The organism is Streptomyces sp. NBC_01171, assembly GCF_045039805.1.
Taxonomy (GTDB): Bacteria; Actinomycetota; Actinomycetes; order Streptomycetales; family Streptomycetaceae; genus Streptomyces.
Genome location: NZ_CP108609.1, coordinates 5964074 through 5986659, shown reverse-complemented (window position 1 = coordinate 5986659; position 22586 = coordinate 5964074). Strand labels below are relative to the sequence as shown.

The 22586-nt window shown below is 74.4% G+C and carries 18 protein-coding genes; 11 read left to right on the top strand and 7 right to left on the bottom strand.

Features of this window, described 5'->3' with window-relative positions:
* Nucleotides 1-37 precede the first annotated feature (37 nt).
* Nucleotides 38-1582 (bottom strand): FUSC family protein, encoded by a 1545-nt coding sequence (locus OG448_RS27675; RefSeq protein WP_405557780.1) that lies wholly within the window; start codon nt 1580-1582, stop codon nt 38-40.
* A gap of 174 nt (nt 1583-1756) precedes the next feature.
* On the opposite strand from OG448_RS27675, the gene OG448_RS27670 reads away from it, so the two are divergent.
* The 7 genes from OG448_RS27670 to OG448_RS27640 all read left to right on the top strand — a co-directional run bounded on the left by OG448_RS27670 (nt 1757) and on the right by OG448_RS27640 (nt 8437).
* Nucleotides 1757-2302: a DUF5134 domain-containing protein gene (locus OG448_RS27670; protein WP_405557778.1), complete on the top strand. Its 546-nt coding sequence runs from the start codon at nt 1757-1759 to the stop codon at nt 2300-2302.
* Nucleotides 2303-2386: 84 nt separating this feature from the next.
* Nucleotides 2387-3319 (top strand): M56 family metallopeptidase, encoded by a 933-nt coding sequence (locus OG448_RS27665; RefSeq protein ID WP_405557776.1) that lies wholly within the window; start codon nt 2387-2389, stop codon nt 3317-3319.
* Nucleotides 3320-3388: 69 nt separating this feature from the next.
* Complete coding sequence (locus tag OG448_RS27660) at nt 3389-4033, top strand: phosphatase PAP2 family protein (protein ID WP_405557774.1); 645 nt, start codon at nt 3389-3391, stop codon at nt 4031-4033.
* Nucleotides 4030-4740, top strand: coding sequence for an HAD family hydrolase (locus OG448_RS27655; RefSeq protein WP_405557772.1), 711 nt, complete (start codon nt 4030-4032; stop codon nt 4738-4740). Before OG448_RS27660 ends, OG448_RS27655 begins: the two co-directional genes overlap by 4 nt.
* Nucleotides 4741-4854: 114 nt before the next feature.
* Nucleotides 4855-5529, top strand: coding sequence for a TetR/AcrR family transcriptional regulator (locus OG448_RS27650; RefSeq protein WP_405557770.1), 675 nt, complete (start codon nt 4855-4857; stop codon nt 5527-5529).
* A gap of 86 nt (nt 5530-5615) precedes the next feature.
* A complete protein-coding gene (locus OG448_RS27645) occupies nt 5616-6956 on the top strand; it encodes an NAD(P)-binding protein (RefSeq protein WP_405559001.1) in 1341 nt (446 codons plus the stop codon).
* A gap of 137 nt (nt 6957-7093) precedes the next feature.
* Nucleotides 7094-8437, top strand: coding sequence for a nucleobase:cation symporter-2 family protein (locus OG448_RS27640; RefSeq protein WP_405557768.1), 1344 nt, complete (start codon nt 7094-7096; stop codon nt 8435-8437).
* Here the strand turns inward: OG448_RS27640 and OG448_RS27635 are convergent.
* The 3 genes from OG448_RS27635 to OG448_RS27625 form a co-directional block, all read right to left on the bottom strand.
* Complete coding sequence (locus OG448_RS27635) at nt 8434-12786, bottom strand: HAD-IC family P-type ATPase (protein ID WP_405557766.1); 4353 nt, start codon at nt 12784-12786, stop codon at nt 8434-8436. The genes OG448_RS27640 and OG448_RS27635 overlap by 4 nt on opposite strands.
* Nucleotides 12787-12795: 9 nt before the next feature.
* Entirely contained in the window at nt 12796-13317 is a 522-nt protein-coding gene (locus tag OG448_RS27630; RefSeq protein WP_405557764.1) for a hypothetical protein, read from the bottom strand.
* Nucleotides 13318-13443: 126 nt separating this feature from the next.
* A complete protein-coding gene (locus OG448_RS27625) occupies nt 13444-14169 on the bottom strand; it encodes a PaaX family transcriptional regulator C-terminal domain-containing protein (protein ID WP_405557762.1) in 726 nt (241 codons plus the stop codon).
* Between the two features lie 73 nt (nt 14170-14242).
* Here OG448_RS27625 and OG448_RS27620 point away from each other — a divergent pair, with 73 nt between their 5' ends.
* The gene (locus OG448_RS27620) at nt 14243-15895 is read left to right on the top strand and encodes a DNA alkylation response protein (protein WP_405557760.1); all 1653 of its coding nucleotides are present in this window, start codon (nt 14243-14245) and stop codon (nt 15893-15895) included.
* A gap of 172 nt (nt 15896-16067) precedes the next feature.
* Here OG448_RS27620 and OG448_RS27615 read toward each other — a convergent pair whose 3' ends face one another.
* Nucleotides 16068-16649, bottom strand: a complete 582-nt coding sequence (locus OG448_RS27615) for a hypothetical protein (RefSeq protein ID WP_405557758.1) — start codon at nt 16647-16649, stop codon at nt 16068-16070.
* Between the two features lie 84 nt (nt 16650-16733).
* On the opposite strand from OG448_RS27615, the gene OG448_RS27610 reads away from it, so the two are divergent.
* Nucleotides 16734-17909 carry a WD40/YVTN/BNR-like repeat-containing protein gene (locus tag OG448_RS27610; protein WP_405557756.1) on the top strand — a complete coding sequence of 392 codons (1176 nt, stop codon included), beginning with the start codon at nt 16734-16736 and terminating at the stop codon, nt 17907-17909.
* 149 nt (nt 17910-18058) lie between these two features.
* On the opposite strand, the gene OG448_RS27605 is transcribed toward OG448_RS27610, so the two are convergent.
* A complete protein-coding gene (locus OG448_RS27605; protein ID WP_405557754.1) occupies nt 18059-18736 on the bottom strand; it encodes a uracil-DNA glycosylase in 678 nt (225 codons plus the stop codon).
* Nucleotides 18737-18861: 125 nt separating this feature from the next.
* Between OG448_RS27605 and OG448_RS27600 the strand changes: the two genes are divergently transcribed.
* Complete coding sequence (locus tag OG448_RS27600; protein WP_405557752.1) at nt 18862-19869, top strand: N-acetylglucosamine kinase; 1008 nt, start codon at nt 18862-18864, stop codon at nt 19867-19869.
* A gap of 153 nt (nt 19870-20022) precedes the next feature.
* On the top strand, nt 20023-20943 hold the full coding sequence (locus OG448_RS27595; RefSeq protein WP_405557750.1) for a sirohydrochlorin chelatase: 921 nt from the start codon (nt 20023-20025) through the stop codon (nt 20941-20943).
* A 236-nt stretch (nt 20944-21179) separates the two neighbouring features.
* Here the strand turns inward: OG448_RS27595 and OG448_RS27590 are convergent, their stop codons facing one another.
* Complete coding sequence (locus OG448_RS27590) at nt 21180-22454, bottom strand: APC family permease (protein ID WP_405557748.1); 1275 nt, start codon at nt 22452-22454, stop codon at nt 21180-21182.
* Between the last annotated feature and the right edge of the window lie 132 nt (nt 22455-22586).

Sequence of the window (22586 nt, the reverse complement as noted above, 5' to 3'; positions counted from 1 at the left end):
GGCCGTGTGTCCTCCGTGGTCCCGCTGTCGTGCCGTGTCAGTCCTGCTTCAAGGGTGCGACTCCTCGGTGTCGCACCGCCGCGGCGAGCGTACGGTGTCCGGCCTGCTCGGCGAGCGCGAGGCGTTCGGCGGGGAAGGGCCGCTGCCACCACTCCCCCTGCGCGGCGGCGGTGGTGGCGCGCAGGTCGGTCAGAGCCACGGCGAGGGCGCGGCGGGCCGCGGGCAGGGCTTGAGGCGCGGGGTGGGCCAGCAGGTGCTCGGTGTGCGCACTCGCGTTCTCGACGGCGGTCAGGGCGTCGTGCACGCGGTCGCCGGCCCGGCGGTTGGTGACCATCACGGCGGCGGCAAGCCCGGCCAGCGCGCCGACCAGCGTGTCCAGCACCCGCTGGGTGATCAGCAGGCCCGGGTCCTGGAGGTGGGTGAACTCGGTGATGAGCAGCGCCATGGGCGTGACGCATACCGTACCGAGCCAGTAGTTGCGGGCGATGAGCGCTTCCGCGCCGAAACTGCACGCCAGGCAGCACAGGACGAGTGTGACGGGGTGGAGGTGGGTCAACGGGGTGAGCGCGGCGAACACGAGCACGCCGAGGAGGTTGCCGACGACGCGCTGGACGCTCCGGTTCCAGGTGAGGGTGACGTTGGCCTGGTAGAGCGAGGCGGCGGTGACCAGGGCCCAGTAGGGGCGGCCCACGCCGAGAGAGAGGGCGGCCAGGCCGGCCAGCGCGCAGCCCAGGACGGTGCGGGTGGCTATGGGGGCCAGGTGCCTGAAGGGGACGCGGGCGGGGCGCGGGTGCGCGTCGGCCGAGGCCGGGGCTGTTACTTGGGGCACCGGGCCGGTGCCGCGCAGGGCTTGGGCCCAGGCGCGCAGTCGGCCGGGGTCGGCGTCCGCGGTCTCGGCGCGGATCAGCAGGTTTTCCAGGGCGCGCCGGGTGGGGTCGGGGCGGGCGCCGGGGGAACGCAGGGCCTGCCAGGCGGTGTGCACGGCGGCGTGGGCGGGTGCGTGGCCCTGTTCGGCGAGGTCGGCGGCGGCATGGAGTGCCGCCGCGACGGCCCGGCGCTCGGGCCCGTGCGGTCGGAGCACTCCGGGGGCCATGCAGACGAGCCAGGCCCAGGCTCCGGCGGCGAGGGCGAGCCCGAGGTGGGCGGGGACCTCGTCGAGGGTCTGCGGGACGAACAGCGCGGCGGAGCTGATGAAGGTGACGACGACGTTGCCGGGCGGGCCGACGCGGGTGGCCTCACAGACCGTCTTCTGCGCGGCGGCCAGCAGGGCGCCGACGAGCACCAGGACGACGGGGCCGGGAGTGAGCGCCGAGGCGAGCAGGGCGACGGCGAGTCCGGCCGTCATGCCGAGCACGACCCCGGCGAGGACGCGGGCACGGGCCGCGTAGGGGCGCTGGTGGGCGTAGAGCGCGCAGAGGGACCCGGCCATCGTGTAGAGGGCGAGGTCCAGGCGGCCGAGGGCCAGCAGGAGGAGGTTGGGCGGGGCCGCCGACACGACCACGCTGAGCGCGGGCTTGAACCAGATGGCGGAGGGCCCCTGGAGGCGGAGCGCCCGGGTGAGGGGGAGGCGGCGGCTGCTCATGCAATCAATTTAACAGGTGTTTCACCAGTAAAAGAATTGAGCGAGGCCCGTAACCGCCCTGGTCACACGCCGTGCTCCGGTGAACGCTCCCCGTACACCCCCTTGCGCTCGCGTGCGCTGCGCCTGGCGTGGGCATCGCATCCCTCGACACGGCGTCGAACGGGGGTGGTGCGCGTGCACGGACCGGTGTCACCGGCCTGGCTGCTGGTCGCGCTCTGCGCGGCGACCGGCGCCTACTGCCTGCTGCGGATGCGCAGCGGGGTCGAGGAGCAGCGCCGCGCGGCGGGCGGCGAGGCACTGATGGGCTTCGGGATGGCGGCGATGGCGGTACCCGCCGCGGTGTTCGCCCCACCGCGCTGGGTATGGCCGCTGTACGCCGCGGTCTTCGGGCTGGCCGCACTGCGCGCGCTGTGGTCGGCGCGGCAGAGCGCCCACCATCTGCACCATCTGCTGGGCAGTACGGCGATGGTGTACATGGCGGTGCTGATGGCCGCCGCCCCGGCTCCGCATCACCACACGGGCGGCTCCGGCCCGGCCTGGCTGACCGGCGCGCTCCTGCTCTACTTCACCGGCTACGTCCTGCTGACCGGTGCCCGCCTGGTACCCGTGACCGTGCGGGGCGGCCCCGGCGCGGTGCGGTGGGGTGACCGGCCCGAGCTGTCCCGGGTGTGCCGGCTGTCGATGGGGATAGGCATGCTGGCGATGCTTCTGACGATGTGACACCTCAAGCGGTGGGCGGTGCGCGGGAGTTGCCTGCGTCACTTCGGCGCCGGCGGGCGGCCCGGTGCTCGTAGGGTGCTGCCCATGATGGTCCCCGTGGCGCTGCTGCTGCTCGGCATCCTGACCTCCGTCGCCGCCCCGCGCCTGCTGGCCCGGGCCGACTGGCCGGACCGGGAGCCGGTGGTGGCGCTGTGGGCCTGGCAGTGCGTGGTGGCCGCCGTCCTGCTGTGCTGCGCGCTGTCGATGACACTGAGCGCGGCGGCGGCCTGGCAGGAGGTGCGCGGGCACCTGTTCAGCGGGGCTCCGCACGGGGTCGTCGAGGCGTACGCCCTCGGCGCGGCGGGCCCCTGGGCCGCGCCGACCGCCGTGGCGCTCGCCTGCGGAGGGCTGTGGACCCTGACGATGCTGGCCGGCGAGGTACTGCACGCAAAGCGCCGCCGAGGGGTGCGCCGGACCGAACTCGTCGAACGCGCACCCCTGTTGCCGGGAGAGGAGCCGGGCGGACGGCTGGTGGTCCTGGAGGGCGAACGCCCGGACGCCTACTGGCTTCCCGGTACCACACCCCAACTCGTCGTCACCACGGCCGCCCTCCGCCGACTCAAGGGCAGCCGCCTGGACGCCCTGTTGGCCCACGAACAGGACCACGCCCGCTTCCGCCACGACTGGCTGCTGCACTGCTCCGCCGCCCTGGCCGGCGGTTTCCCCCAGGTCCCGGTCTTCGCCGCCTTCCGCGACGAGATGCACCGCCTGGTCGAACTGGCCGCCGACGACACCGCCTCCCGCCGCTTCGGCCGCATCACCACGGCCCTCGCCCTGGTCGACCTCAACGAGGACCGAGGCGTCTTCGGCCCCTCCCCCACCCCCCACGCCCAACTTCCCCACCGCGTGAACCGCCTCCTCACAGCCCTGCCCCGTCTCCCGGCACCCCGACGCCTCCGCCTGACGGCGACGGCCGCGCTGGTACCGGTACTCCCGGTGATCGTCGCTTTCGTTCCGGGGCTGGGGGCGTTGCGTTAGGGTCTGTCGCCCGCACCGGGCCGACGCGTCGGGTGATGCATCGGGGCCCTCATCGACGAGGATCGCCCCATGCCCCACCAACCCACCCGGACCACCCTCCTCGCCCTCTCCTCCGCCCTGCTCCTCGCCCTCGTCGCCCTCAACTGGTCCCCCCTCCTCGCCCTGGACGAAGACATCGCCCGCACCACCCACCGGTGGGCCGTCAGGGACCGGGGTCTCACGCAGACCTTCCGGGTGCTGACCGACTGGGTCTGGGACCCGGTGACCATGCGGCTGCTCTGCGCCGGGGTTGCGCTGTGGCTGGTCTGGAGAAGGGCGGCCTGGTGGACGGCGTTGTGGCTGCTGGTCACCTGTGCTGTCGCGGCCGTGGTGCAGCAGACCGTGAAGGCGGCTGTCGCGCGGCCACGGCCGGTGTGGCCGGACCCCGTGGACAGTGCGCGCTATGCCGCGTTCCCGTCCGGGCATGCCATGACGGGAACCGTGGTGTGCGGCTTGCTCCTGTGGCTGATCCGTCAACACGGGGTCCGTGGGGCCCGTTGGTACGGTGCGGTCGCCCTGGCCGCCGTCTCCGTACTCGGCGTCGGCCTCACGCGGGTCTGGCTGGGGGTGCACTGGTTCTCGGACGTGCTCGGAGGCTGGCTGTTCGGCGCCCTGATGGTGGCTTGCGCCGTGCTGGTTCATGAGCGGCACCGCAGGAGTAGGGTCCGCGCATGACCGCTGTGCTGTTCGACTTCTCGGGCACGTTGTGCCGGATCGAATCCACCGAGTCCTGGCTCCGCGCCACCCTCGCGGCGACCGGCACCAGGATGGAGGAGCCCCAACTCATCGAAGCGGCAACCGCGTTGGAGAGCGCGGGTGCGCTGCCCGGCGGTGCCGAACCGAGCGCCGTGCCGGAGGAGTTGGCCGGGGCGTGGGCCGAGCGGGACCTCAGTGCCGCTTCGCACCGAGCCGCGTACACCGGCCTCTCCCGGCAGGTGCCCTTGCCCGCGGACGCCCTCCACGACGCGCTGTACGCCCGGCACATGACCCCCGCCGCGTGGACCCCGTACCCCGACACGCTCTCCGTCCTGAAAGAGCTGCGCCGGCGCGGGATGGCCGTCGGCATCGTCAGCAACATCGGCTGGGACCTGCGACCGGTCTTCCACGAGCACGGGCTCGACGCTTACGTGAACGCGTACGTGCTGTCCTACGAGCACGGCGTGCGGAAGCCGGACCCCCGGCTGTTCGCCGCCGCCTGCGCGGAGTTGGGGGCGGAGCCCGAGCGCACGCTGATGGTCGGGGACAGCAGGGTGGCGGACGGGGGCGCGGCCGCGCTCGGCTGCCGGGTGCACTTCGTGGACCATCTGTCGGTGGCCGACCGCCCGGACGCGCTGCTGCCGGTGCTGGACCTGGTGCCGGAAGCGGAACTGCCGTCCGTCTGAGGCGCTCCCCCGCGGCGCTCAGACGAACGGCAGCCCTGATAAGGCCCCGCGCGATGCGGTGCCTCACGCCTTGAGTATAGTTGGCTGACAGCCAGTCAACGCAGGAGTTCGACAATGTCCCCGCGCAGCGCCTCGGTCAATGAAGAGCTGCGGCGACGTTCACGCGAGCGGCTCCTCCAGGCTGCGGTCGAACTGGTGGACGAGCGCGGGTTCGAAGCGACCACCCTCGGCGACATCGCGGACCGCGCCGGATCGGCGCGCGGACTGGTCTCGTACTACTTCCCAGGCAAGCGCCAGCTCGTGCAGTCCGCCGTGCACCGGCTGATGCACCGCACGCTGGAGGAGGCGCTGGAGCGGGAGCCGCGTACCGAGGACGGGCGGGAGCGGCTGGCCCGTGCCATCGACGCGATCCTCGGCCTGGCGCGGGAGCGGCCGGTGCTCATGCGCCAGCACATGGCGGGCCTGCTGCGCGAAGAGGGCTTCGTGCAGTGCCCGGAGCAGCAACGCCTCTCCGAACTCCTCGGCGACACGATCGCCCGCAGCGGCGCGGACGACATCACGGCCGGCTACCCGATGCTCCGGGCGCTGCTGATGGGCGCGGTGTACGCGGCACTGGTGCCGGGCGTGCCGATGCCGATCCCCGTCCTGCGTGCGGAGCTGTTCGAGCGGTACGGGCTCGACGGGGAGCTGGGCCTGCCGCCCGGCGACGACATGGGCGGCGAGCCCGGCCGGGGCGACCTGTCCCGCTTCTTCGCCACGGAGAAGCAGCCGGACGACCGGGGCGAGTAGCCCGGCCCCCCTGCCGACACCGCCGCGCGGTGCCATGCTGGAGCCGTCAGGGCTGTCTCCCGATGCCACGGGGTGAGGAGTACACCGTGCTGCGGGTCGCCGTCGTCGGCTCCGGACCGAGCGGGTGCTACACCGCGCAGAGCCTGGTGGAGCGCCACCCCGACGTGCACGTGGACGTGCTGGACCGGCTGCCGGCCCCCTTCGGGCTGGTGCGGTACGGCGTCGCCCCGGACCACGAGAAGATCAAGTCGCTCCAGGGCAGCCTCCGGGCGGTGCTGGAGCACGACCGGGTGCGGTTCCTGGGCGGGGTCGGGGTGGGCGGCCCGGACGGGGTGCCGGTGGAGCGGCTGCGGGAGCTGTACCACGCGGTGGTGTACTGCGTGGGCGCGGCGGCGGGCCGCCCCCTGGGCATTCCGGGCGAGGAGCTGCCGGGGAGCTGGTCGGCGTCGGAGTTCGTCTCCTGGTACAGCGCGCATCCGGACGCGGCCGACGAGGGTTTCCTGCGCGATGTGCGCTCGGCGGTGGTCATCGGGGTCGGCAATGTGGCCGTCGACGTCACGCGGATGCTGATGCGCGGCGCGGCCGAGCTGCACGGGACGGACATGCCGCAGGCCGCGTTGGAGATGCTGACCGGGGGCGGGGTCGGCGAGGTGACGATGGCCGGGCGGCGCGGGCCCACGCAGGCGCGGTTCACCACCAAGGAGCTGCGTGAGCTGGGCCACCTGCCGGGCGTCGGGGTCTCGGTCGACCCGGCTGAGCTGGCGCTCGATCCGGGTTTCACGGACCTGTCGACGCTGCCGGCCGCCCAGCGCCGTAACGCGGAGGTGCTGCGCGACTGGGCCGCCGCCTCTCCCCCGGACACCGAGCGGACGATCCACCTGCGGTTCTTCCTGCGCCCGGTGGAGGTGCTGGAGGCGGACGGCCGGGTGGGCGGGGTCCGCTTGGAGCGCACCGAGCCGGACGGGCAGGGCGGGGTGCGGGGCACGGGCGCGTTCGAGGACGTCCCCGCACAGTTGGTGCTCCGCTCGGTGGGGTACCGGGGGATGCCGCCGGAGGGACTGCCGTCCGACCCGGTGACCGGGACGGTGCCGCATCTGGCGGGCCGGGTGCTGAGCGACGGCGTACCGGTGCCGGGCGAGTACGTGGCCGGGTGGATCAAGCGCGGCCCGACCGGCGTCATCGGCAGCAACCGCTCCTGCGCCAAGGAGACGGTGACCTCGCTGCTGGAGGACGCCCCGGCGCTGGAGTCCCGTGAGGTGCCGCAGGACCCGCTTCCGGGGCTGCGGGCGGCGGGCGCCGACCCGGTGGCGTGGCCGGGCTGGCTGGCGATCGAGCGGGCCGAGGCGGAGCTGGGCGCGAGCCTGGGCCGGAACCCGGTCAAGCTGTCCGACTGGGACGCCCTGTGGGCGGCGGCGCGGTCGCAGTAGCGCGGCGGAGGGTGTCTCCACCTTTCACGTGGGCATGACACACAGCGGCAACGCACCGGAAATCAACAATCTGTTCAAGGCCCCTACGGTCTCGTGCAGTCCGGTTGCCGCTCCCCGCCCGCCGCTCAGGAGGCCCCATGGCCACGACCGCCGAAGTGCACCCCGTCGACGAGATACCCCCGGTACGGCAGCTCGCGGCCTTCGGGCTCCAGCATGTGCTGGCCATGTACGCGGGCGCCGTGGCGGTCCCGCTGATCGTGGGCGGCGCCATGCGGCTCTCCCCCGCCGACCTGGCGTATCTGATCACCGCCGACCTGCTGGTGTGCGGGGTGGCGACGCTGATCCAGTGCGTCGGCTTCTGGTGGTTCGGGGTACGGCTGCCGATCATGCAGGGGTGCACCTTCGCGGCCGTCTCGCCGATGGTGCTGATCGGTACGACGGGCGGCGGGCTGCCCGCGATCTACGGTTCGGTGATCGTCGCGGGCCTGGCGATCGTGCTGCTGGCGCCGGTCTTCGGCCGGCTGCTGCGGTTCTTCCCACCGCTGGTCACCGGCACGGTCATCCTGATCATCGGGGTCTCCCTGCTGCCGGTCGCGGGCAACTGGGCGGCCGGCGGAGCGGGCGCGCAGGACTTCGGGGCGCCCCGGAATCTGGCGCTGGCCGCGTTCGTCCTGCTGGTGGTGCTGGGTGTGCAGCGCTTCGCCCCGCCCTTCCTGGCCCGGGTGGCCGTGCTGACCGGCATCGTGGTGGGTCTGGCCGTCGCGGTGCCGTTCGGCTTCACGGACTTCGGCGGGGTCGCGGACGCGGACTGGGTGGGGATCAGCACCCCGTTCCACTTCGGGGCGCCCGAGTTCCGGGCGTCCGCGATCGTGTCCATGCTGGTGGTGGCGCTGGTGACGATGACGGAGACCACCGGCGACCTCATCGCTGTGGGCGAGCTGACCGGCCGCGAGGTCGAGCCGCGCTCCCTGGCGGACGGCCTGCGCGCGGACGGTCTCTCGACCGTGCTGGGCGGGGTCTTCAACACCTTCCCGTACACCGCGTACGCGCAGAACGTGGGCCTGGTCGGCATGACACGGGTCCGCAGCCGCTGGGTGGTCGCCACCGCGGGCGCCCTTCTCGTCCTTCTCGGCCTGCTGCCCAAGCTGGGCGCCGTCGTGGCCGCCGTCCCGGCGCCGGTGCTCGGCGGGGCGGGCCTGGTCATGTTCGGCACGGTCGCGGCGAGCGGCCTGCGCACCCTGGCCCGCGTGGACTTCCGGGACAACCACAACCTCACCGTCGTCGCCGTCTCGGTCGCCGTCGGCATGCTGCCGGTGGGCGTGCCGACGGTGTACGCGAAGTTCCCGCACTGGTTCCAGACGGTGATGAACAGCGGCATCAGCGCGGGGTGCCTCACGGCGATCGTGCTCAACCTGCTGTTCAACCACCTGCCCGGCCGGAAGGCCGAGGAGGGGCCCGTGCTGGTCGAGGAGAGCGTCTAGGCCGGTTCCTCCGTCGGCACCAGTCCCGCGACGATCTCCTCCAGCCGGGGCAACGTCCGCTGGGCCGCCAGGGCGGCGGCGATGGCCACGGCGACGCCCGCCCAGGCCACCGGGCCGAGCGGGGTGCAGCCGACCAGGTGACTGACGGCGGGTGTCTGGATGACGGCCACCAGGACCGCGGCGGAGCCTAGGGCGGTGACGCGGACCAGGGTGCTGCCGCGGCGGTCGAGGAGGGTCTGCACGAGCTGGGTGCCGACGACGCCGCACAGGGCCATGGTGCTGGAGCGGCGGGCGGTGCCGGGGGTGAAGCGGCCGATGAGCCAGGCCGTGAGGGCGCCCAGTGCGGTGGTCAGGGCGCGGTGCCGGATCTGCCGGATCAGCGGCGCGCCGAGGACTCCGCCGGTCACGTCCTGTGGAGCCGCGGTCCGGCTGCGGACCTCGGTGTCGTCGCCGTCCTTGGGCGTCACGGCCACCGCCATGGCCGGGAACAGGTCGGTGAAGAGGTTGACCAGCAGCATCTGCCGGGTGGACAGCGGGGCGGTGCCGGAGACCAGGGTGCCGAGGATGCCGAAGCCGACCTCGCCCGCGTTGCCGCCGATGAGGATGGCGATGGCGTCCGCGACGCTGTGCCACAGTGAACGCCCTTCGCCGATGGCGTCGATGAGAACGGTCAGGTCGTCGTCGGTGAGGACGATGTCGGCGGCGTTGCGCGCGGCGGCCGAGCCCCGCGCGCTGATGCCGACGCCGATGTCGGCGGCGCGGATCGCGGCGGCGTCGTTGGCGCCGTCGCCGACCATGCCGACCACCCGGCCCGCGTCCCGCAACGCCTCCACGACCTGGAGTTTCTGTTCGGGCGCGACGCGGGCGACGACCCCGGCGTCCCGCAGCATCCGGGCGCGGGCGCGCCGGTCGGCGGCGGCCAGTTCGTCACCGGTGACGACCTCGGTGTCCTCGGGCCAGCCGAGTTCCCGGGCGATCGCACGGGCGGTCTGCGGGTGGTCGCCGGTGAGCATGACCGGCCGTACACCCTCCTCGTAGAGGCCGCGTACCAGCGCCTTCGAGGTCTCGCGGGGTACGTCGGACAGCGCGAGCAGGCCGGTGAACTCCAGTCCGTGCAGCAGGCCTTGGAGGGCGTCGGACTCCGTCTCACCCTCGTCGAGCCGGCGCATGGCCACCGCGAGGACGCGCAGGCCCGCACCCGCGAGGGAGTGCGCGGAGTCGTGGGCGCGGTCGGAGAGGTCGACGCAGCCGGGCAGGACGGTCTCGGGGGCGCCCTTGACGACCAGGGTCCGGGGGCCGTCGCCCTCGCGGCCCACGGCGGCGGCGTATCCCCGTGCGGCCTCGAAGGAGAGACCGCCGAGCTGGGTCCAGCCGGGGTCGGGGGCGGCGGCGTCGATGACGGCCTCGTCGGTGGCGTGCACCGGGCGCCCGGAGGCGCCGTTGACGCGCGGGCAGGCCCGGGCGGCGCGGCGCAGGGTCGCGGCGGGGCCCGCCTCGCCCGCGTCACCGGCCGCCCACTCGGTGCCCTCGGCGTCGGAGACCCGGACGACCCGGAGCCGGTTCTCGGTGAGGGTGCCGGTCTTGTCGAAGCAGAAGGTGTCGACGCGGCCCAGCGCCTCCAGAGTGCGCGGGGTGCGGACCAGGACGCCGTCGCGGCTCAGCCTGCGGGCGGCGGCGAGCTGGGCGACGGTGGCGACCAGCGGCAGCCCCTCGGGCACGGCGGCGACCGCGACGGCCACGCCACCGCTGACCGCCTCACGCACCGGCGTGCCGCGCAGCAGGGCCAGCCCGGTCACGGCGGCGCCGCCTGCCAGGGTCAACGGCAGTGTCTTACGGGTGAGTTCCTGGAGCCGGGCCTGTACCCCCGCCGCCGGGGGCGTACGGGCGGCGAGGTGGACGGCGCGGGCTGCCTCGGTACGCTCGCCGGTGTCGACGACGACGGCGTGCGCGGTGCCCGCCACGACGGTGGTGCCCTCGAAGACCATGCAGCGCCGGTCGGCGACGGCCGCGTGCGGGGTGGCCCCGACGTGCTTGTGCACCGGCAGGGACTCGCCGGTCAGCGCGGACTCGTCCACCTCCAGGCCGTCCTGCCACAGCAGACGGGCGTCGGCGGGGACCACGTCGTCGCCCTTCAGCTCGATCACGTCGCCCGGCAGCAGTTGTCCGGCGTCCACCGTGCGGGTGCCGCCCGCGGGCGCCTCCTCCGGCGGGGGCGCGACCCGCGCCTTGCGCTGCTGCTCGGTGTGCAGCCCGGACAACGCCCGCTCGGCGCGCAGCCGCTGGACCCCGCCGACCAGTGCGTTCAGGTCGAGGGCGCCGACGACGAGCAGGGCGTCCACGACCGAGCCGAGGATCGCGGAGGCGGCGGAGCCGACGGCCAGCACCGGGGTGAGCGGGTCGTCCAGCTCCCCCCGTACGGCCTGGCCGAGCTGCCAGGTGAAGCGGGCCGGGGCGAGGGCGGGGACGCGGGCGATCCGGCCGGCCCTCTTGCGGGCCTCGGCGGCGGCCCGCTCCAGCACGCCCGGCTCGGCGGGTGCCTCGCGGTCCAGGCGTTCCACCGCCTCGTCGGGGTCCAGTTCGTGCCAGCGCACGCGGGCGCGCGGGTGCGGGGCGCGGGCGGCGGCCACCCTGAGGGCGGCCCAGACGCCGTACACCAGGGCGGTGAGCGCGCCGGTGTCGACGGGGGCGTGCCGCAGTCCGGGCAGGACCGAGCGGCGCCCCCGGCCGCGCCGGGCCTCGCCGATGGCCACCAGCAGTCCGGAGAGCGCGGCGCCGGAGCGGGCCAGGATCTGGCCCCGGCTGCCGACGGCGCGGGCGGCCGGGATCGCGGTGAGCAGCCGCCACACGTCGGGCAGGCCGTGCGGGGCGAGGATGTCGGCGCCCCAGATGACGGCGCCCTCCAGGTCGGTGAGCGCGACGGCGATGTCGGCGGCGTCGAGCCCGGCCAGTACGTCGGTCTCCTCCAGGGCGCGCGGCCGGGCGACCGTGATGACGACGCGTTCCTCGCCGCCCTCCGCCTCGTCCTCGGCGTCCAGTTCACCGCGCAGGGCGTGGACGACGTCGTCCAATGGCCTTCTGGCGTCCACCACTTGGTCCGCGAGCCCGGTGAAGTCCTCCAGCGCCGGGTCGTCGACCAGGACGACGCGCAGCCGGGCGCGGCGGGCCGCGTCGAGCACGGCCTCGGTCCACGGGTCGGGGAGCCCCTCGTCGGTGCGTAGCGCGCTCGGGTGCAGCAGGAGGGTGCCGGCCATCTCCAGTTGTCTGAGCCGTTCCGGGTCGCGGACCAGCACGTCGGCGCGGGCGAGAGCGGTGCCGAGTACGGCGTGGAAGGCGGCGGGGGCGTACCGGGCGGCCTTGGGCGAGCCGGAGAGGGCGGCCTCGGCGGACGAGCTCAGGTCCCGCTTGACCAGCAGCGCGACCATCGCGCCGAGCACGCTGCCCGCCGAGGCGTGGGCGGCATACACCTGGGCCGGGGACTCGCGCAGCGGTGGGCGCGGGGAGCCGGTGGGGGCGACGCTGAGGCGCTCGGGGCCGCACAGCTCGTCGTGCAGGGAGTCGAAGGCGGCGGCGCGGGCCACGGTCTCGGCGAGCTGGAGGGAGCGCAGGGTGCCGTCGAGGACGAGCGAGGTGGGGGTCTGCCCGGCGGCGTGCACGAGCGCGTTGGCACCGGCCAGCAAGAGGTCCATGCGGGCGGCGCCGATCCGGCGGCGCAGCAGGGCGCGGACGCGGGGGTTCTCCCGCAGCAGGGTGACGCAGGCGGTGGCCGCGCGGGGCGTGGGGGGCAGCCGCAGCATGTAGCCGGTGAGGGCGGCGGCGATGCCGATCAGGTCGACGCCGAGGGTGGTGGCGGCGGCGCGTACGCCGGCCGGGTCGGCGGGGTGGTCGTACTCCTCGGGGTCGCCGCCCGCCACGAGCAGTCCGTCGCGTACGGCGAGTTCGGCGGCGCGGTCCACGACCCGGTCGCTGACGGCGTCCTCGGTCATGGTCACGACCAGGCGGGCGAGGCCGTCGTCCCAGTAGGCGAGGAGGACGTCCGGCCGGTCGGCGAGGGCCGCCGCGATCCGGCGGGCCAGGTGGGCGCGGCCGCCCTCGCCCCGGACCTGGCCGGGTTCGGCGGTGCGCAGCGGAAGGTGGACGCGGGCGCCTGAGCGCCAGTGGGCGGGGCCGCCGGGCAGCGCGGTGCGGGCGACCCGCGTCACGCGTACAGCCGCGTCCGCGCCGCGTACGCCCGCCCGCGCGGTGCCCACGGCGGCACCCGCCGCCGCACCGATCAGGGGGGCGGCGGCCTCCGCGAGGAGCCGGGGCAGGCGGGTGGCGGCGGAGGGGGCGGTGAGGAGGTTGAGGACCATTCGGGGCCGTCAGAGGCTGGTGCGTTCGGGGCGGGCGGTGGGCCCGAGTTGGCCGGTGGCGCCCTTGGGCTGCTTGCCGGACTTCTTGCCGTGCTTCTTGTGCGACTCCGGGTGCGCGGGCTCCGGATGCGCGGGCTCGGTGTCCGTGGCCTTCACCGGGCCGGGGGCGTCATGGTGCCCGGTCCGCAGGGCCGCCTCGCCCACCTCGGCCTCGCTCGCGGGGGCAGGCTCCTCGATCAGGACGTCCGTGGTCTCGGCCACCGGGGTCACGAGCGGCGGACGGGGCTGGGTCAGCCAGGCGATGGCGGCTCCGGTCAGCGCCACGGGCCACTCAACGACCCCGGCGACGCCGAGTACGCCCGCCCCGGTGTACACCGCGAGGCGCCGCCCCCGGGGCGAGACCACGCCGATCACGTCCAGCGTGTCCTGGGCCGCCTTGGAGACCATCGACGCGCCGGGCACCTTGCTCAGGACGGAGGCGGCGCCGCGCAGGGGCGCGGTGAGGACCGACGACGACGTGTGCTCAGCCATGACTCTCCTCGGGCGAGATCGCCTGCCGTGCCCCACCCGGTGCCCGGAAGCACGCGCACGCTGGTCACCCCCTCCACTCCCAGGAGACGCCAAGCACCGGGCCCGCGCCACTCGGCGAGACACCCCCTAGGACGTGGCCAGCTCCCGCTGGTATCCGGCGTAGGCCGCCCGGAGCGCGTCGCCCGGCCAGTCGGCGGGGAGCAGGGGGGCGGGGAGGACCGGGTCGGTGAGCAGATGGCGCACGACGGCCGCGTAGGCGGTGAGGCGGTCGGCCGGGTGGCGGGCGCCGGTGGCCCGGCCCAGGAGGGCGCGCGCCTCGACCGCCCAGGTGTCCAGGGGCCACAGCCGGGCCACGAGTTCGGCGGCGGGCTCGTCGGGGCGGGCGGCGTACGTCAGGGCCACCCCGGTCAGCTCTGCGGGCAGCGGCCGGGCGAGGTTGGCGGGGCGCAGCCAGACGCCCTCGCGGAGTTCGGCCAGGCGCAGCGCGGCCAGCCGGGCACGCAGGTCGGCGCGCTCGGCCGGCCCGCGTCCGGTCGCCGTGATCACGACCATCTCCCAGTCGCCGTCCCACGCGCGCGTGCGCGGCGCGACGGCCTCGTCCTGGCGGCGCTGCCGGGCCAGCAGGCGGTCACTGAGCCCGTACACGGCGTCGGTGCGGCGCAGGTCGCCCGCGGCCACCATCCGGCTGAGCGCGGCCCGCAGCGTGGAGCCGCCCACGCCGAACGGCTCGACCAGCCGCACCAGCTCCCGTACCGGCAGCCGGGGCGGGTGCGCGCCGAGCAGCAGGCTCAGCACGACCGACCGCGCGGACAACGGCCTGGTCACCGGATCGGCCGACGGGTTGATGCGCATGGGGACGTACTGTACGTGCGCCGATCTGTGTTGCGTCATTGCTACAACCGTATGGAGAGTGCAACATGGTCGTATGGTCCCGATGCCCGAGCAGTCGCCGCCGTTCGCCACCCACGACGTCACCAACCAGCCCCCGCCGCTGGCTCCCTATGACGCGTCCGCCGACGCCGCCCTGCTGGAGGGGCTGCGCCGGGAGGGCGCCGGGTGGGCCGAGGACGGTGTCCGGCTGCTGGGGCTGCGCGCGGGCGGTGCCGAGGCGCAGGAGTGGGGCGAGCTGGCCAACCGGCACGAGCCGGAGCTGCGTACGCACGACCGGTACGGCAATCGCGTCGACGAGGTCGAGTTCCACCCGAGCTGGCACCACCTGATGCGCACCGCCGTCGCCGAGGGCCTGGCGGGCACCCCGTGGGCGGAGGACCGCCCCGGCGCGCACGTGGCCCGTACGGCGGGCGGCCTGGTCTGGGGGCACACCGAGGCGGGACACGGCTGCCCGACCTCGATGACGTACGCCGCCGTCCCCGCCCTGCGCGCCCAGCCGGACCTGGCCAAGGTGTACGAACCCCTGCTCACCAGCCGGGAGTACGACCCCGGGTTGCGCGTGCCCACCGAGAAGCGGGGCCTGCTCGCCGGGATGGGCATGACCGAGAAGCAGGGCGGCTCCGACGTCCGCACCAACACCACCGTGGCCACGCCCACGGACGAGCCCGGCGTGTACACGCTGCGCGGGCACAAGTGGTTCACCTCGGCGCCGATGTGCGACGTGTTCCTGGTGCTGGCGCAGGCTCCGGGCGGGCTCTCCTGCTTCCTGGTGCCACGGGTGCTGCCGGACGGCACCCGCAACACCTTCCGCATCCAGCGCCTCAAGGACAAGCTCGGCAACCGCTCCAACGCGTCCTCCGAGCCGGAGTTCGACCGTACGGTGGCGTGGCTGGTCGGGCCGGAGGGGCGAGGGGTGAAAACCATCATCGAGATGGTCAACTGCACCCGGCTGGACTGCGTGATGTCCTCGGCGACCCTGATGCGCAAGACGCTGGTCGAGGCCGGCCACCACGCCCGGCACCGCAGCGCCTTCGGCGCCCGGCTGCTCGACCAGCCCCTGATGCGGAACGTCCTCGCCGACCTCGCGCTGGAGTCGGAGGCGGCGACGACACTGACCCTCCGGCTCGCGGGCGCGGCGGACCGGGCGGTGCGCGGCGACGAGGGCGAGCGCGCGTTCCGCCGGATCGCCACCGCCGTGGGCAAGTACTGGGTCACCAAACGCGGCCCGGCCTTCACCGCGGAGGCCCTGGAGTGCCTCGGCGGCAACGGCTACGTCGAGGACTCCGGCATGCCCCGCCACTACCGCGAGGCCCCGCTGCTGTCGATCTGGGAGGGCTCGGGCAACGTCAACGCCCTCGACGTCCTGCGGGCGTTGGGCCGGGAGCCGGAGAGCGCGGAGTCGTTCTTCGGGGAACTGGCCCTCGCGCGCGGGGCGGATGCCCGGCTGGACGCGACGGTGACCTCGCTGAAGCGGGAGCTGGCGGAGGCGGACCAGGTGAGCGCGCGGCGGGTGGTGGAACGGATGGCCTTGGCCCTCCAGGCGTCGCTCTTGGTCCGCCATGCGCCCTCGGCGGTGGCGGATGCGTTTTGCGCGACGCGGCTGGGGGGCGACTGGGGGCACTCCTTCGGGACGCTGCCTTCGGGGACGGATCTGGCGACGATCGTGGATCGGGCCCTGCCGGTCTGAGGGCCCTGCCGGTCTGAGGGCCCTGCCGGTCTGAGGGGGCTGCCGGTCTGAGGGGGCTGCCGGTAAGAGGGCGCGGTTCACCGGGGCGAGCGCCGCGCGAGCGGGTTGGGCACGCCTGCCTGGGGCAGCCGTTGTCCGCTGGGCCGGGCGCTGCCCGGCGCCCCGGGGGGCGTCAGCCCGTCATGCGGCCCCACTGGGGGCCCAGGCGGGACCACTCCGCGTCCCAGAGGGACAGGCGGTGGCGTTCCAGGCGGGCGAGGAGGAGGCGGCTTGCGGCGAAGGGGACGGCTGCTGCTGCGGCGCCGGCCAGTGTGCCGATGAAGGCGGCGCGCACGGCGGCCTCGGTGGGGGTGGCGGGACGGTTGGCGAGGCGGCCGTGCTCGTCGGTCCAGATGGCGACCGGTGCGCCGGTGGCCGCGCCCGCCGTGACCCGGACCCGGCCGGTGCGGGGCGAGCCGTCGGCGGCGGTCCAGCGGACCTCCGCCCAGACCTGTTCGCCGCTGGAGCTACGGGCGCCGGAACGGCCGGGGGCGTGCGCGACGACGTAGGCGACCATCGGACGCGTGGCGGCCCGCTCCTGGGCGAGGCTGTGCTCGACCGCCCGCGCGGTCACAAGCCCCGCCACCGCCCCGGCCAGCAGGGTCAGCAGCCAGGTGCCCACCAGTACCCACCCCTCCACCACGTCGGCACGACGCCGCAGCGGACTCCTCCGCCACCGCCAGAGCCACCGACGCGGACCACGGAACGCCTTCAAGGCCAGCCTCCTCCCGAGCGCACCGAAAGACCGGACCGCCTTCCGATACGTGCGCCCGCCGCCCGTTGCTCAGGGTCACTGTCAGTGGTGGGGTGCAGACTGGGCGGAATCGGAAGACGCCGCGTCCGACACCGATGCGGCACAGTGGACAACGAAGTCCCGGAGGTGGTCGTCATGACCGAGGTACTGCTCGCCGTGGGAACCCGCAAGGGCCTGTTCATCGGCCGACGGCGCGGAGGCACCTGGGAGTTCGACGACGGCCCCCGCTTCAACGCCCAGGCGGTCTACGCGGTCGCCATCGACACACGCGGTGACGCGCCCCGGCTACTGGCCAGCGGCGACAGCTCGCACTGGGGCCCGTCCGTGTTCCACTCCGACGACCTGGGCCGCACCTGGTCCGAGCCGGCTCAACCCGCCGTCAGGTTCCCCAAGGACACGGGCGCCTCGCTGGAGCGCGTCTGGCAACTGCACCCGGCCGCCGCCGAGCCGGACGTGGTGTACGCGGGTACGGAACCGGCCGCGCTGTACCGCTCCGAGGACCGGGGCGAGAGCTTCGCGCTGGTGCGCCCGCTGTGGGAGCATCCGACCCGCTCGCGGTGGGTGCCGGGCGGTGGCGGGGAGGGGCTGCACACGGTACTGACCGACGCCCGCGATCCGCGCGCGGTGACGGTGGCGGTCTCCACGGCCGGAGTCTTCCGCACGACCGACGGCGGCGAGAGCTGGGCCCCGTCGAACTCCGGCGTGTCCGCCGTGTTTCTGCCCGACCCGGACCCGGAGTTCGGCCAGTGCGTGCACAAGGTCGCCCGGGACGCGGACGACCCCGACCGCCTGTATCTCCAGAACCACTGGGGCGTCTACCGCAGCGACGACGCGGGCGCCCACTGGACCGACGTCGGCGAGGGCCTCCCCTCGACCTTCGGCTTCGCCATCGCCGCACACCCGCACCGAGGCGGCACGGCTTACGTCTTCCCCATCAACGCCGACACCGACCGCGTCCCCGCCGACCACCGCTGCCGCGTCTTCCGCACCCCGGACGCCGGCAAAAGCTGGGAGCCCCTCTCGCGGGGCCTCCCCCAGGACGACCACTACGGCACGGTGCTCCGCGACGCCCTGTGCACCGACGACGCGACCCCGGCGGGCGTGTACTTCGGCAACCGGAACGGGGAGGTGTTCGCCTCCGCGGACGACGGGGACACGTGGCAGCAGTTGGCGTCACATCTGCCGGATGTGCTGTGTGTGCGGGCGGCGGTGGTGGGCTGAGGAGCGCGTTCGCTGCGGGCAGGGGGAGGCCGAGGCGGCCATCGTTGACACGCCCGGCGAGCAGCGGATGCGGGCGGGGGGCGGCACTCACAGAGGTCGCGGCCCGGCGCGGGTGCGCCGGGCCCTTCTCGCGGCGCCGATCCGCCCCCCTACGGCAGGCGCCAGTCCACCGGCTCCGCGCCCTGGTCGGTCAGCAGTTCGTTGGCTCGGCTGAAGGGGCGGGAGCCGAAGAAGCCGCGGTCGGCCGACATGGGTGAGGGGTGGGCGGACTCGATGGCCGGGTAGTCGCCGAGGAGGGGGCGGAGGTTGCGGGCGTCGCGGCCCCAGAGAACGGAGACCAGCGGCTTGCCGCGGGCGGCGAGGGCGCGGATGGCCTGCTCGGTGACCTCTTCCCAGCCCTTGCCGCGATGCGCGCCGGGCTTGCGGGGCGCGGTGGTGAGGGCCCTGTTGAGCAGCAGGACGCCCTGGGAGGTCCACGGGGTCAGGTCGCCGTTGGAGGGCCGGGGCAGGCCCAGGTCGGTGTTCAGCTCCCGGTATATGTTCTCCAGGCTGCCCGGCAGCGACCGCACCTCGGGCGCCACCGCGAAGCTCAGCCCGATCGCCATGCCCGGCGTCGGATACGGGTCCTGACCTACGATCAGGACCCGCACGTCGTCGAAGGGCTGCTGGAAGGCCCGCAGGACATTCGCCCCGGACGGCAGATAGGTCCGTCCCGCCGCCACCTCGGCACGCAGGAAGTCCCCCATGGCCGTGATGCGGTCGGCCACCGGGTCCAGGGCCTTCGCCCAGCCGGCCTCTACAAGTTCGTTCAACGGTCGTCGTGCCACGTCAAGTCACTCTACTGGCCACCACTGACATCACCCGAACGGCTGTGGACCGCCCCCCGCGCACTTCCCGTTCCCCGCTACCCTGCCTCCGTCGTAGGCGCTCCGGAGAGAAAAGGGGAATCCCATTGTTCCCAGAGGGCAGCGCGGCTCACCCGCCCAACTCCGGCTTCCTCGCGGTCGATTCCGGGGGTTCCGGCCTGCGCGTGGCCGTGGGTGCGTACGGCGGACCGCCACCCGTGGAGGGCAAGTCCGGTCGACCGGTACGAACCGGGGAACGCGGCATCGACCCGGCCCACCTGCTGGAACTGCTACTGCCGTTGGCCCGCACCCTCGCGGCGGAGGCCGGGGTGGAGGAGCTGACCATGGCCGTGATCGGCGCCGCCGGCTTCGCCACCCTGGGCGACGCCCTCCGCACCGAGCTGCCGGACGCGCTGACCGCGGCCCTGGGCGTACGGACCGTGGCCCTGGCCGCCGACGCGGTCACCGCGTACATCGGCGCCCTCGGACCACGTCCGGGAGCCGTGCTCGCGGCCGGCACCGGCCTGATCGCCATCGGTACGGACCTGACCGCCTGGCGCCGCGCGGACGGCTGGGGCCACCTGCTGGGCGACTGCGGCGGCGGTGCCTGGATCGGGCGAGCCGGCCTGGAGGCGGCGCTGCGGGCGTACGACGGCCGCGCGGGCGGCTCCGTACCGCTGCTGGAGCGGGCGCGGGAGCGGTTCGGGCCGCCCCCGGAGCTGCCGGCCCTGGTCTACCCTCGCCCCGACCGCGCCGCCGTACTCGCCTCCTTCGCCCCCGAGGTCGCCGCCTGCGCCCCGCACGACCCCGTCGCCACCGGCATCCTGCGCGCGGCCGCCCGGCACATGGCCGAGTCCGTGGCCGCCGTGTGCCCGAAGTCCGGCGAGCCCGAAGTGGCGTGCACAGGTGGGCTCTTGAAGTTGGGAGAGCCTCTTCTCCCCTTCCTGTCAGAGGAGTTGGCGCAACAGGTACCTCACGCCAGACAGACCGCACCCCAGGGCGATCCACTGCACGGCTCAGCCCGGCTCGCAGCCGCGATCGCGGCGGGAGACGCCGTCTGGCCCGAGGACCCGCGCCTGCTGTGTGTAACCGCCGCACGGAAGAGCGCGACATAAGGGGGAATCCATCCCACCGAGCCCCCAACTACCCAATACGGGACGGGATCAGCCGCCCCATGTACGCAACTCATCCGACAAAACCGGACGGATACCGCTCACCTGCACCCTCCCCGAACAGGGGCGCTCGGGAAACCAGTAACATGCGGCGCCATGAGCTCCCCCACTGGACCCGAGTCCGGCCTGCCAGTACGAATGCCGCGACCCCGCCAGCCCGGACGGCACCGCCGTCCGGAGCCGCTGGTGGCTCCCGAGGGCGCGCCCGCGTTCGTCCTCGCGGTGCCCGGTGCGCCCAGCGCCGCCACGCGCAGCCTCGCCGAGGAGGTCGTGAGCATCGCCCGCTCCGAGCTGCCCGGCCTCGACGCGCGGATCGGTTACCTGGACGGGGACGACGACGAATTCCCGACCCTGAGCGCCATCCTGGCGCGCGCCGCCGAGGAGCGCACGGCCCGCCACGAGCAGGCCGTCGCCGCCGGTTCCGACGCCAAGGCGCCGGACGGCCCGGTGGCCGTGGTCGTACCGCTGCTGGCCGGTCCCGACAACGCCCTGCTGCGGCAGACCCGCCAGGCCGTGATGGACAGCCGGGTCGCCGCCGAGCTGACCGACGTCCTCGGCCCGCACCCGCTGCTCGCGGAGGGGCTGCACGTGCGGCTGTCGGAGGCGGGCCTCGCCCGTGCCGACCGCGCCCGCCTCTTCACGGTGGCGACCGCGGCCGACGGCATCATCCTGGCGTCCGTGGGGGGCGAGGAGGCCGTGCAGGCCGCCGGCATCACCGGCATGCTGCTCGCCGCGCGCCTCGCCGTGCCGGTGATGGCCGCCGCGCTCGACCAGGAGGGCTCCATCGCCTCCATCGCCGAGCAGCTCCGCGCCTCGGGGTCGCAGCAGCTCGCGCTCGCGCCGTACCTGATCGGCCCGGAGATCGACACCGCGCTCCTGACGGCCGCGGCCGCCGAGGTCGACTGCGCCACCTCCGAGGCCCTCGGCGCCTACCCGGCCATCGGCAAGCTGGCCCTCGCCAAGTACACGGCCTCCCTGGGCATCGCCCAGCAGCCCCAGGGCGCCCCGGCCTTCTGACAAGGCCCAGCCCCAAGCACGTGAGAAGGGCCCGCCCGGCAATCCGGAGCGGGCCCTTCTCACTACCCGGCGCGAGGAGGGGCGCCGAGGGCGACCATGCGGCGCTCGACTCCGCTGTGGCAGCGCTCACCGTTGCGGACCTTGGACAGCGCACGGTCAGAAGTGCGCGGATTCGTGGATTCCCGTACGGGGAGACGCTGGTGTTGGGGCAGCCCCCACGTGGTGGAGGGACGTAGCTACGGCTGGCGGGTGGTCGCGCGGCGGATTCCGTAGGCGGCGGCGCCGACGACGAGTACGGCGGTGCCGCTGATCACGGAGGGCAGCGGGAGGGCGAACGCCAATGCCAGGCAGCCGGCGAGGCCGAGTACGGGAATGATCGGGGCCGGGCGGCCTTCCATGCGAGTCAGGGTCCACGCGGAGGCGTTGGCGATGGCGTAGTAGGCCAGCACCCCGAACGAGGAGAATCCGATCGCTCCGCGCACGTCCCCGGTCGCGGCCGCTGCGGCGACAATGGCGCCGACAAGCAGTTCCGCCCGGTGGGGGACTTTGAACTTCGGGTGCACGGCGGCGAGAGCGTGGGGCAGGTGGTGGTCGCGGGCCATGGCGAGGGTGGTGCGGGAAACGCCGAGGATGAGGGCGAGCAGGGAGCCGAGGGCGGCGACGGCCGCGCCGATGCGTACGACGGGGACGAGCCAGTCGGCGCCGGCCGCTCGCGCGGCGTCCGCCAGCGGGGCCCCGGCCGTGGCGAGGCCGTCAGGGCCGAGGACCAGCAGGACGCCAACGGCGACGGTGGTGTAGGCGATGAGGGTGACGGCGAGCGCGATCGGGATGGCACGCGGGATGGTGCGGGCCGGGTCGCGGACTTCTTCGCCGAGAGTCGCGATGCGGGCGTAGCCGGCGAAGGCGAAGAACAGCAGGCCCGCTGCCTGCAGTACGCCGTCGGCCGTCGCGTCGGAGCCGATGTCCAGGCGGGCCGTGTCCACGGCACTGGAGGCGAGAGAGGCGACCACGACGACGGCCAGCACCGCTAGGACGATCGCCACGATGACGCGGGTGAGCAGCGCGGACTTCTGAACGCCGGTGTAGTTGACCGCCGTCAGGGCGACGACTGCGGCGACGGCGACCGCGTGCGCCTGCCCAGGCCACAGGTAGGTGCCCACGGTCAGGGCCATGGCCGCGCAGGAGGCGGTCTTCCCGACGACGAATCCCCAGCCGGCCAGGTAGCCCCAGAACTCGCCGAGACGCTCACGGCCGTAGACGTAGGTGCCGCCGGAGACCGGGTAGAGGGCGGCGAGCCGGGCGGAGGAGGTGGCGTTGCAGTAGGCGACGGCGGCGGCGAGGGCGAGGCCGAGGAGCAGGCCGGAGCCGGCTGCTTGGGCGGCCGGGGCCAGGGAGGCGAAGATTCCGGCGCCGATCATCGACCCCAGCCCGACCATCACCGCGTCCGGCACCCCCAGGCGCCGGTGAAGCTCGTCCGGCAACCCGGATACGGGTGAGGGCGTGCTGCTCAAGTTCGTGGCTCCTTGCCGGGCATCACCGCGGACAGGTTCCGCGGTCCGCGGCACGATAAGGGATCGAGCTGAACACCACACCGGGTGCCGCTGGCCAACCGGCATGGAAGCCTCCGCCTGCTCCCACCAACC